This window comes from Pseudophaeobacter sp. (assembly GCF_039971195.1).
Taxonomy (GTDB): Bacteria; Pseudomonadota; Alphaproteobacteria; order Rhodobacterales; family Rhodobacteraceae; genus Pseudophaeobacter.
In genome coordinates this window covers 1-10,371 of the sequence record NZ_JBDWPJ010000072.1, presented here as the reverse complement: position 1 = coordinate 10,371, position 10,371 = coordinate 1, and the positions used below count along the sequence as shown (strand labels likewise).

Below are 10,371 nucleotides of genomic sequence, written 5' to 3'. Positions count from 1 at the left end.
GCGGCGGGGGCAGCGCCCCCAATCAAAAACCTCATCATGCCCCCATTCCCATGCGTTTCAGCACAACTCTCTCGATCAGCTCCAACAGGGCCACCAAAAGCCCCGCCAGAATGGCCGCTGCAAACAGCGCCGACCAGATCTGCACGGTCTGACCATAGTAGCTCCCGGCCAAAAGCCGCGCTCCCAGGCCCGCCACCGCTCCGGTGGGCAGTTCGCCCACGATGGCCCCCAGCAAAGACGCCGCAATGCCAATTTTCAACGAGGTGAAAAGATAGGGCATCGACGAGGGCAGCCGCAGCTTCCAGAATCCCTGATTGGTGCTGGCACTATAGGTTTTCAAAAGATCCAGCTGCATCGCATCCGGGCTGCGCAGGCCTTTCACCATGCCAACCACCACCGGAAAGAAACTCAGATAGGCCGAGATCACCGCCTTGGGCAGGATCCCCTGCACGCCGATGGAATAGAGCACCACGATGATCATCGGCGCCAGGGCAATGATCGGAATGGTCTGGCTGACGATGGCCCAGGGCATCACCGACATATCCATGACCTTTGAATGCACGATGCCCACAGCCAGCAGAATGCCAAGCCCGGTGCCGATGACAAACCCCAGCAGGGTCGCATTCAGTGTCACCTGCGCATGATAAACCAAGGAGCGTTTTGAGGTGACCTTCTTCATCACTGTGGTCTTCCACAGCTCGGTCATCACCTGATGCGGTGCCGGCAGGCGCGGACGATCCTGTTCCCAGGTGGCAGCAATGGCAAAGGTATTGCCAGCTACCAAACCAAAGGCCCCCATGTCGCGCCGCACTTTTGAGGTCGCAGGCATGACTTCAGCGCCGCCACGCTCCGCTGCATCCAACACACCCTTGATATTCATCGGCACGCAGGCCGCATACCAAAAGGCCACAATGGCGGCGAGCACGGTCAGGACGGAAAGAAAGGTTTTCATGCCCGTCCCTCCTTGCTTATTGAGAAAGCCAAACGATAGGCCATGAAGAGATTCAAAATCCCAAGCAAAACTTGGAGCGCCGGATAAGTTGGCTTTTCGTAGATCCAACCAGCGATTCCCAGCGCAAGAAATGCCAAACCAGCAACCGCTGAGCAAAGAGCTTTTATGTTGTTCGAGGAAAGCTTCTCAGTTGCCTTTATTTCTGGCTGAGTTCCACTCTCTTCGACTGAGGCGTCAAGATTTGTTTTTTCCATGTCAGACCATCTCGTCAAACTGGCGGTTGTCAGGTGTTCTGAAGACCAACTCAGTCATCGGCGTGCCCTGCCCGCAGGCCTTCGCGCACGCGATGAGCAATGTCGATAAACTCCTGGCTGTCGCGAATATCCAGCGGGCGCTCGCGCGGCAGGGTGCTCTCGATCACATCGGTGATCCGACCGGGACGCGGCGACATCACCACGATCTTGGTCGACAGATAGACTGCCTCCGGGATTGAGTGGGTCACAAAGCCGATGGTCTTGTTGGTGCGCGCCCAAAGCTTCAACAGCTGCTCATTCAGGTGGTCCCGCACGATCTCATCCAGCGCCCCAAAGGGCTCATCCATTAACAGGATATCCGCATCAAAGGCCAGGGCGCGGGCAATACTGGCCCGCTGCTGCATCCCGCCTGAGAGCTGCCAGGGGTATTTGCCACCAAAGCCCGTAAGCTCCACCAGCTCCAGCACCTGCTCAACCCGCTTGTCCTGTTCCGCCTTGGAATAGCCCATGATTTCAAGCGGCAGCTTGATATTCTTGGCAATGGTGCGCCAGGGGTAGAGCCCCGCGGCCTGAAACACATATCCATAGGCGCGCTGCTTGCGGGCCTCATCCGGGCTCATGCCATTCACAGTGATAGAGCCGCCGGTGGGATGTTCCAGCGCCGCCATCACCCGCAGGAATGTTGTCTTGCCGCAGCCCGAGGGGCCAATAAAGGAGACAAAATCGCCCTTGTTGATGGTGAGGTTCACATCCTTCAGCGCCTGCACCGGACCGTCATTTGTTGGAAAAACCAGATCCAGGTTTTTCGCTTCGACGACGGCCTCGGTGGATCCCTCCGGGACACCGGCCTGGGTAGTCGTTTGAGTATTCATCTCTTTGCCTTGTTCAGACTATAGGCAGGCCGCGCGCGATGATTTCCCGCCCGCAGCCCTGCTTTTCAATTCAACGCCGGGGATTACACGCCGGTATCAGGAATGCCAGAGCGTTCCACCGGACGCGGGGCCGTCAACTCTTTCCAGGTCGACAACGCCTTATTCACCGTGGCATTGGCCTCACGCTCGACAAAACGGCCATGGCCTTCCTGGGTACGGATCTCGCCATCATGCACCGCCACATGGCCCCGCGTGAGGGTAAAGCGCGGCAAGCCCTTTACCTCATGACCTTCAAAGACGTTGTAATCGATGGCCGATTGCTGGGTGCTGGCAGCAATCGTCTTGGACTTCTCCGGATCCCAGACCACCAGGTCCGCATCTGCGCCAACCAGAACCGCACCCTTTTTAGGATAGCAATTCAGGATCTTGGCGATATTGGTCGAGGTCACCGCGACGAATTCATTGGGCGTGATCCGCCCGGTCGCAACTCCCTGGGTCCAAAGCATTGGCATCCGGTCTTCCAGACCGCCTGTACCATTGGGGATCTTGGTGAAATCGCCCACGCCATAGCGTTTTTGCTCAGTCGAGAAAGCGCAGTGATCCGTGGCCACAACCGAGAGTGAGCCCGACTGCAGACCCGCCCAGAGGCTGTCCTGATGCTGTTTGTTTCGGAAAGGCGGCGACATGACGCGCCGCGCAGCGTGATCCCAATCTGCGTTGAAATACTCGCTCTCATCCAGGGTCAGGTGCTGGATCAGCGGCTCACCCCAAACGCGCTTGCCCTGCATCCGGGCCCGGCGAATGGCCTCGTGGCTGTCCTCGCAGGAGGTGTGCACCACATAAAGCGGCACCCCGGCCATATCGGCAATCATGATGGCGCGATTGGTCGCCTCGCCCTCCACCTGAGGGGGACGCGAATAGGCATGGGCCTCGGGGCCGGTATTGCCCTCGGCCAGCAGCTTGGCCGACAACTCCGCCACCACATCACCGTTTTCCGCATGTACCATGGCAATGCCGCCCAGCTCCGCAAGGCGCTGGAAGCTGGAATACATTTCATCATCATTGACCATCAGCGCGCCCTTGTAGGCCATGAAATGCTTGAAGGTATTGATGCCGCGGGTCTCGATCACAGTCTTCATATCGTCAAAGACCTGCTCGCCCCACCAGGTCACCGCCATGTGGAAGGAATAGTCACAATTGGCGCGGGTTGATTTATTGTCCCAGCGCTTCAGCGCGTCCAGCAGGCTCTCGCCTGGGTTTGGCAGGGCAAAATCCACCACCATTGTGGTGCCCCCGGCCAGACCGGCACGGGTACCGGATTCAAAGTCATCCGTCGAATAGGTGCCCATAAAGGGCATTTCCAGATGGGTATGGGGATCAATCCCGCCGGGCATCACATAGCAGCCGGTGGCATCCAGCTCCTCATCACCCTTCAGATTGGGGCCAATCGCAGTGATCACACCACCCTCAATCAAAACATCCGACTTATAGGTCAGATCCGCGGTGACGATGGTGCCATTTTTGATGACTTTACTCATGAATTAAACTCCCTGAGACGGGGCGATTTATGCCGCCATTGTTTCTGTGTCGCGCTAAGGCGCGATCTATATCACCTTTCCCGACAATATTCCGGGGGAGCGCCCCAGCAGGGGCGCGGGGGCAGCGCCCCCTTTTCCTCTTAAGAGACGATTTCCGCCGTCTCCACAACCGCATGGAACAGCACATTGCCGCCTGCTTCGGCCCAATCCTTGCTGATTTCTTCCGCTTCATTATGGCTCAACCCATCGACACAGGGGCACATGATCATCGCCGTTGGCGCCACCCGGTTGATCCAGCAGGCATCATGGCCGGCCCCAGAAATGATATCCAGATGCGAATAACCCAGACGCTCGGCGGCGCTGCGCACAGCTGTAACGCAGGTCTCGTCGAATTTCACCGGGTCAAAGCCGCCGACCTTCTCAAATTCGATCTTCATATCCAGCGCTTCGACAATATCCTTGCCCTCTTCGCGCAGACGCAACTCCATGTCTTCGATCACCTCCAGCTCCGGCGAGCGGAAATCGACGGTAAAGACCACCTTGCCGGGGATCACATTGCGCGAATTCGGATAGACATCGATGTGACCGGCAGCGCCCACAGCGCTTGGCGCATGGGACCAGGCGATTTCATCCACCGCCTCCAGGACCCGCGCCATGGCAAGGCCGGCATTGCGCCGCATCGGCATCGGAGTGGAACCAGTATGGGCATCCTTGCCAGTGATCGTCACTTCGGTCCAGCTTAGCCCTTGGCCATGGGTGACCACCCCGATATCCTTGCCCTCGGCTTCCAGGATCGGCCCCTGCTCGATATGCAGCTCAAAAAAAGCATGCATCGGGCGGGCGCCAACTTCCTCGTCGCCGCGCCAACCGATGCGTTTGAGCTCGTCGCCAAATTTCTTGCCCTCGGCGTCTTCGCGGTCATAGGCCCAGTCCTGGGTGTGGATCCCGGCAAACACCCCCGAAGACAGCATGGCCGGCGCATAGCGCGTGCCTTCTTCATTGGTGAAATTGGTCGCCACGATCGGGTGTTTGGTCTTGATCCCCATATCATTGAGCGAGCGAATGAGCTCCAGCCCGGCCAGCACGCCCAAAACACCATCATACTTGCCGCCCGTCGGCTGGGTATCAAGATGCGAGCCCACATAGACCGGCAGCGCCTCCGGGTCGGTGCCTTCGCGGCGGGCAAACATATTGCCCATTTGGTCCAGCCCCATGCTGCAGCCCGCCTCCTCGCACCATTTCTGAAACAGCGCCCGTCCCTCGGCATCTTCATCGGTCAAGGTCTGACGGTTGTTGCCCCCTGCGACGCCGGGGCCGATCTTGGCCATCTCCATCAGGCTCTCCCAGAGCCGATCGCCGTTGATTTTCAGATTCTGTCCCAAAGACGTCATCGCAGCTTCCTTCCTGTTCCCCCCGCTGATCCCGCGGGTTATTCTTGGCTTGGCACCAATCGGTGGCTTTGAATCGTTGGCCTGCCTCCAAAGGGTTGGATTTGACCAACTGGTCAAACTCACGCTATCACGGGGAGACTAGCAGTCAAGAAATTGAGTCATTTTGGCTCTGAAATCCCCATGAAAATTGGGGGAAATGCGCAAATTGCGGGCGCCCTACCCGCGCAACGGACATTAAGGACCCCTTATCCACAATGCTCAAGGACCGAACACCAACCCGCATTCAGAAAAAGAATCGCGCCGCCATTCTGGAGGCCGCGCTCGAGGTCTTCTCGGCACATGGGTTTCGCGGCGCAACCGTGGATCAAATCGCCAGTCAGGCCGGGCTGTCAAAGCCAAATCTGCTCTATTATTTCCCCTCCAAGGAGGCGATGTTCACGGCGCTTTTGTCTGAACTGCTGGACACCTGGCTCGACCCGATGCGCGAGATTGACGCCGATGGCGACCCGCTGGAAGAGATCCTCGCCTATGTGCAGCGCAAACTACAGATGAGCCGGGACTACCCGCGCGAAAGCCGGCTGTTTGCCAATGAAATTGTCCAGGGCGCGCCGCGTATGCTGGATGCCCTCTCCACCGATCTGCGCGATTTGCTCACAGAAAAAGAAGCGGTGCTGAACAATTGGATGGCGGCAGGAAAGATCAACCAGACCCATCCAAAACACCTGATGTTTTCGATCTGGGCGCTGACCCAGCACTATGCGGATTTTGATGTACAGGTGCGGATGCTGATGGGCTCCGAAGATCCCTTTGATGCAGCACCTGAATTCCTGGAAACCTTTTATCGCCGGATGCTTACGCCATCAAGTTAAGGGAAGTTAACCACGATCCGGCGACAGGCGCTTCTGGCAGCTAAATTGTTTGGAAACTGAAAAAGGGCAGCGCCGACGCGCTGCCCTTTTTGTTATTCTTCAATCCGTTAAGGACCTGGGTTCATTCCGCCGCAGTGGCGGATGGATTGTTGGGATGGGTTGTCCAATTGGCATATTCATCCGAAACCACCTTACCGGTGCGCTCATCAATCTGACCAGCGGGAACCTCCTCCATGGTGATGCAGCCTTCGATCGGGCAGACATTCACGCAAAGATTACAGGCGACACATTCGTCATCTTTTACGGTAAACACCCGGTCGGCACTCATCTCGATGGCCTGGTGCGAAGTGTCTTCGCAGGCAGCAAAACAGCGACCACAGCTGATGCAGTCTTCCTGGTTGATCTTTGCCTTGGCGATGAAGTTCAGATCCAGATACTGCCAGTCGGTGACATTTGGAACTGCCATGCCGATGAAGTCTTGGGTCGAGGCATAGCCCTTCTCATCCATCCAGTTGGACAGACCAGAGATCATCTCTTTTACCACGTTGAACCCATAGGTCATCGCGGCCGTGCAGACCTGCACATTGCCCGCCCCCAGCGCCATGAATTCTGCAGCGTCTTTCCAGGTGGTGATGCCGCCAATGGCCGAGATCGGCAGATCATGAGTTTCGGGGCAGCGGGCGATTTCCGCAACCATATTCATCGCGATGGGTTTCACCGCCGGGCCGCAATAGCCACCATGGGTACCCTTGCCGCCAACAGTTGGTTCCGGCGCCATCTGGTCGAGATCCACGGAGACAATCGAGTTGATTGTGTTGATCAGGCTGACTGCATCGCCACCGCCATTTTTGGCCGCCCGGGCCGGGAAACGCACATCGGTGATGTTTGGGGTCAGCTTTACGATCACTGGTTTGGAATAGTATTTCTTGCACCATTCCGTGACCATCTGGATGTATTCCGGCACCTGGCCCACGGCCGCGCCCATGCCGCGCTCTGCCATGCCATGTGGGCAGCCAAAGTTCAGCTCGATGCCATCGGCACCGGTGGCTTCAACCTTGGGCAGGATCGCCTTCCAGGCTTCTTCCTCGCAGGGCACCATGATCGAAACGATCACGGCGCGATCCGGGTAGTCCTTTTTGACGCGGGTGATTTCCTCGAGATTGATCTCCAGCGAGCGGTCGGTGATCAGCTCGATGTTGTTCAGCCCCAGCAGGCGACGGTCGGCGCCAAAGATCGCGCCATAGCGCGGGCCATTAACGTTGACCACGGGCGGGCCTTCAGAGCCAAGGGTCTTCCAGACCACACCACCCCAGCCCGCTTCAAAAGCGCGGCGGACGTTATATTCTTTGTCCGTTGGCGGCGCCGAGGCCAGCCAGAACGGGTTTGGAGACTTAATCCCCAGGAATTCTGTTGTCAGATCAGCCATTTGTCTGTTCCTTTTCATGCTCGCTTGGGGCTCTCAACCAGCAAGAGCCCCGGCTTGCTCAGCCCATCAGGCTCGAATGAATATCCATTGCGGCGTCGCGGCCCTCAGCCACGGCGGTCACGGTGAGGTCTTCGCCACCCGAGGCACAATCGCCCCCGGCCCAGACATTCGCCACCGAGGTGCGTCCGGTTGCATCAACCATGATCTTGCCACCCTCCAGCTCTACCGCGTCGGGCTGGCCTTCCAGGCTTTGACCGATAGCCTTATAGACCTGCTCGGCGGCAAGACGGGTGGTCTCACCCGTGCCACGCACCCGGCCATCTTCGACCACGGTGTATTCCAGCTCGATCTCAGAGACCGCCCCTTCGCCGTGGATTTCCTTGGGCATCACATTGAACATCAGTGTCACCCCCTTCGAGGCTGCCAGATCCTGTTCAAACCGGCTGGCCCCCATCGCATCGCGATCACGGCGATAGGCGATTGTCACGCTTTCGGCGCCCAGCAGTTTGGACTGCACGGCGGCGTCCACCGCTGTCATGCCACCGCCGATGACCACAACATTGCGCCCCACTGGCAGGGTACTCAGATCGTCGGACTGGCGCAGCTCTTCGATGAAATCAACCGCGTCGCGCACACCCTCTTTGTCTTCGCCAGCGGCGCGCAGGGAATTCACCCCGGCCAGGCCAATCGACAGGAAGACCGCGTCAAAATCAGACTGCAGACTGTCCAGAGTAATATCCGCGCCCAGCTTTTTGCCATAGTCCACGGTGATCCCGCCGATTTTCAGCAGCCAGTCGACTTCGCGGGCGGCAAAACCCTCGGTGGATTTATAGGCCGCGATGCCAAATTCATTGAGGCCGCCAGCCTTGACCTTGGCGTCATACATGACGACATCATGGCCCAGCATCGCCAGACGGTGCGCCGCCGACAGGCCCGCAGGACCGGCGCCAACAACGGCAACCTTTTTGCCGGTGCTGGCAGCGCGACTATAGGGATGCTCGCCCTTTTGCATCACCACATCGGTCGCAAAGCGCTGCAACCGGCCAATCTCAACCGGCTTGCCTTCGGCGGCTTCGCGCACACAGGCTTCTTCGCAGAGCGTCTCTGTCGGGCAGACCCGCGCGCACATGCCGCCCAGGATGTTCTGGTCCAGAATGGTCTTGGCCGCCGAGGAGGGGTGACCGGCTTGGATCTCGCGGATGAACTGCGGGATATCGATGCTGGTGGGACATGCGGTCATGCAGGGCGCATCATAGCAGAAATAGCAACGATCCGCGGCCACTGCGGCCTCATGCGCGTCATAAGCGGGGTGCAGATCCCCAAAGTTGTCGGCGATATCCGCAGCGGCCAATCGCCCTGCCTGAATGCCTGATGCCTGATGGCTACTCGCCATTGGGTGTCTCCCTGACTGTGTTCTTCTTCACATCCAAGACTGCCACAGTTTGATTTTTTATCAACTGGTAAAATTTTGAAAGCTGCAAAAAATTTTCACCACCCCCTTAGGCTAAGAGCTTAAACATATGTTTTGTAACACTTAAAAAGGTTGCACAGATCTTAGGCACAGAACCAGACAAACAAGGGAAGCCGCGCCAAGAGGCGCTACTTTGCGCAAAACCAGCGGAATTTTCCACGCCTAACAGACAAAGACCGGCAGCGATCCTGACCGGTCTCTTCAAAACACCTGGGCGTCTAAACTGCAATCAGCTGGGCAAAACAGCCGTTGCTTCGATCTCAACCTTGGCTTCGTCTTCGACCAAGGCAGAGACCACAACCATGGTCATGGCCGGAAAATGGTAGCCCATGACTTCCCGGTAGGCCGCCCCCACCTCACCTTGATGTGCCAGATACTCGGCCTTGTCGGTCACAAACCAGGTCAGCCGGGTAATATCTTCAGCCTTGCCGCCAGCCGCTTCGACGACCTCCAGGATATTGCGCAGCGCCTGGCTCATCTGACCAATGAAGCCATTTTCTTCAAAGGTCTGATCCGCGGTCCAGCCAATCTGGCCGCCCACAAACAGCAGCTTGCCTTCGGCCACCATGCCATTGGCGTAGCCCTTGGCGGGTTTCCAGCCTTCGGGATGTACTGAAATGGCAGGCATGGCGCTCTCCTCAATATGGCCGTTCTCTGGTCAACTTCTGGTCTGTGGCACATTGGCCGATAAACCGGATCATCGCGTCCAGTTACTGCTGCAATATCAAGCAGCGCACATTGTATTTCAAGCTTAAAATTTATAACCTTGAAGCAACATCGGCAACTGTCGCTTCCTTCGCAAAAAAACCGCGCCTTTTCAGTCGGAAAGACGCGGTTTCAAAGATTTTGACGTCGGAGCCATATCGGCTTAGTTCATGCCCAGGGCTTCCTTATACATTTCCAACACCGCCTCTTCTTCGGCGATATCATCCTGGTCGCGCTTGCGCAGGGCGATCACCTTGCGGATCACCTTGGTGTCGTAGCCGCGCGATTTTGCCTCGGCCATGACCTCTTTTTGCTGTTCGGCGATGTCTTTCTTTTCGGCATCCAACCGCTCAAAACGCTCGATGAACTGACGCAGTTCGCCAGCGGTTACGCGGTAGTTTTCGCTTTTTTCGTCTTCGCTCAGATCCATATCAGGCTCCGTCTGCACTGGCATTTGACATCAGGTAGGTCTGCTGTCGGGTGATAGATGTTGAAGCAAGGAGATAGCCGCAGAGCAGCCCCATCGCAAGACTGGAAAATCCGCACTGCCAATCACCTGCAATTCCCCGCCCGTCGCGCCGCCATCTTGTGTCAGCAGTGCTAATCCGCTAAGCGCTGCACAGTTCAATTGCTGCCGGAGCCGCACTATGTTTGATATTCTCGTCTGGGTCGGGGCGACCCTCTCGGTTGCGGGACTGGTTGGCCTGCTGGGTTGCATTGTCTATGTGATCAAAGCCCGCCGCAAAAACCTGGACGACGACGCCCTGCGCGCCGTCGTGCAAAAGGTTCTGCCTTATAATCTGGGTGCCCTGTTCCTATCCGTGATTGGCCTGATGCTGGTAATGGTTGGCATCTTCCTGGGCTAGATCCGCCCCCTGCCCCCTCCCCCCCTT

11 protein-coding genes are annotated in these 10,371 nt (G+C 57.6%); 2 read left to right on the top strand and 9 right to left on the bottom strand.

The genetic code is table 11. From position 1 onward, the window contains the following. Nucleotides 1-34: 34 nt before the first annotated feature. The 5 genes from ABJP42_RS06250 to ABJP42_RS06230 all read right to left on the bottom strand — a co-directional run bounded on the left by ABJP42_RS06250 (nt 35) and on the right by ABJP42_RS06230 (nt 5,007). Nucleotides 35-952: an ABC transporter permease gene (locus ABJP42_RS06250; protein ID WP_348339375.1), complete on the bottom strand. Its 918-nt coding sequence runs from the start codon at nt 950-952 to the stop codon at nt 35-37. Next, nucleotides 949-1,206: a hypothetical protein gene (locus ABJP42_RS06245; protein WP_348339374.1), complete on the bottom strand. Its 258-nt coding sequence runs from the start codon at nt 1,204-1,206 to the stop codon at nt 949-951. Before ABJP42_RS06245 ends, ABJP42_RS06250 begins: the two co-directional genes overlap by 4 nt. A gap of 50 nt (nt 1,207-1,256) precedes the next feature. Then, the gene (locus ABJP42_RS06240; RefSeq protein WP_348339372.1) at nt 1,257-2,078 is read right to left on the bottom strand and encodes an ABC transporter ATP-binding protein; all 822 of its coding nucleotides are present in this window, start codon (nt 2,076-2,078) and stop codon (nt 1,257-1,259) included. A gap of 83 nt (nt 2,079-2,161) precedes the next feature. Then, nucleotides 2,162-3,616 carry a dihydropyrimidinase gene (gene hydA, locus ABJP42_RS06235; RefSeq protein ID WP_348339370.1) on the bottom strand — a complete coding sequence of 485 codons (1,455 nt, stop codon included), beginning with the start codon at nt 3,614-3,616 and terminating at the stop codon, nt 2,162-2,164. A gap of 140 nt (nt 3,617-3,756) precedes the next feature. After that, complete coding sequence (locus ABJP42_RS06230; protein ID WP_348339368.1) at nt 3,757-5,007, bottom strand: Zn-dependent hydrolase; 1,251 nt, start codon at nt 5,005-5,007, stop codon at nt 3,757-3,759. Nucleotides 5,008-5,261: 254 nt separating this feature from the next. Here ABJP42_RS06230 and ABJP42_RS06225 point away from each other — a divergent pair, with 254 nt between their 5' ends. Continuing rightward, a complete protein-coding gene (locus ABJP42_RS06225) occupies nt 5,262-5,876 on the top strand; it encodes a TetR family transcriptional regulator C-terminal domain-containing protein (protein WP_348339366.1) in 615 nt (204 codons plus the stop codon). Between the two features lie 121 nt (nt 5,877-5,997). Here ABJP42_RS06225 and preA read toward each other — a convergent pair whose 3' ends face one another. The 4 genes from preA to ABJP42_RS06205 form a co-directional block, all read right to left on the bottom strand. After that, the gene (gene preA / locus ABJP42_RS06220) at nt 5,998-7,302 is read right to left on the bottom strand and encodes an NAD-dependent dihydropyrimidine dehydrogenase subunit PreA (protein WP_348339364.1); all 1,305 of its coding nucleotides are present in this window, start codon (nt 7,300-7,302) and stop codon (nt 5,998-6,000) included. Nucleotides 7,303-7,360: 58 nt separating this feature from the next. Then, nucleotides 7,361-8,695 carry an NAD(P)-dependent oxidoreductase gene (locus ABJP42_RS06215; protein ID WP_348339362.1) on the bottom strand — a complete coding sequence of 445 codons (1,335 nt, stop codon included), beginning with the start codon at nt 8,693-8,695 and terminating at the stop codon, nt 7,361-7,363. 307 nt (nt 8,696-9,002) lie between these two features. After that, entirely contained in the window at nt 9,003-9,401 is a 399-nt protein-coding gene (locus ABJP42_RS06210) for a RidA family protein (protein ID WP_348339360.1), read from the bottom strand. Nucleotides 9,402-9,641: 240 nt separating this feature from the next. Beyond that, nucleotides 9,642-9,908 carry a DUF2312 domain-containing protein gene (locus ABJP42_RS06205; protein WP_348339358.1) on the bottom strand — a complete coding sequence of 89 codons (267 nt, stop codon included), beginning with the start codon at nt 9,906-9,908 and terminating at the stop codon, nt 9,642-9,644. 217 nt (nt 9,909-10,125) lie between these two features. On the opposite strand from ABJP42_RS06205, the gene ABJP42_RS06200 reads away from it, so the two are divergent. Beyond that, entirely contained in the window at nt 10,126-10,344 is a 219-nt protein-coding gene (locus ABJP42_RS06200; protein WP_348339356.1) for a hypothetical protein, read from the top strand. Nucleotides 10,345-10,371: the final 27 nt, after the last annotated feature.

Bases quoted from the DNA above. Each gene is read 5' to 3' on its own strand.
- ABJP42_RS06250 (WP_348339375.1), bottom strand. From the start codon at position 952: ATGAAAACCTTTCTTTCCGTCCTGACCGTGCTCGCCGCCATTGTGGCC.
- ABJP42_RS06245 (WP_348339374.1), bottom strand. From the start codon at position 1,206: ATGGAAAAAACAAATCTTGACGCCTCAGTCGAAGAGAGTGGAACTCAG.
- ABJP42_RS06240 (WP_348339372.1), bottom strand. From the start codon at position 2,078: ATGAATACTCAAACGACTACCCAGGCCGGTGTCCCGGAGGGATCCACC.
- hydA (WP_348339370.1), bottom strand. From the start codon at position 3,616: ATGAGTAAAGTCATCAAAAATGGCACCATCGTCACCGCGGATCTGACC.
- ABJP42_RS06230 (WP_348339368.1), bottom strand. From the start codon at position 5,007: ATGACGTCTTTGGGACAGAATCTGAAAATCAACGGCGATCGGCTCTGG.
- ABJP42_RS06225 (WP_348339366.1), top strand. From the start codon at position 5,262: ATGCTCAAGGACCGAACACCAACCCGCATTCAGAAAAAGAATCGCGCC.
- preA (WP_348339364.1), bottom strand. From the start codon at position 7,302: ATGGCTGATCTGACAACAGAATTCCTGGGGATTAAGTCTCCAAACCCG.
- ABJP42_RS06215 (WP_348339362.1), bottom strand. From the start codon at position 8,695: ATGGCGAGTAGCCATCAGGCATCAGGCATTCAGGCAGGGCGATTGGCC.
- ABJP42_RS06210 (WP_348339360.1), bottom strand. From the start codon at position 9,401: ATGCCTGCCATTTCAGTACATCCCGAAGGCTGGAAACCCGCCAAGGGC.
- ABJP42_RS06205 (WP_348339358.1), bottom strand. From the start codon at position 9,908: ATGGATCTGAGCGAAGACGAAAAAAGCGAAAACTACCGCGTAACCGCT.
- ABJP42_RS06200 (WP_348339356.1), top strand. From the start codon at position 10,126: ATGTTTGATATTCTCGTCTGGGTCGGGGCGACCCTCTCGGTTGCGGGA.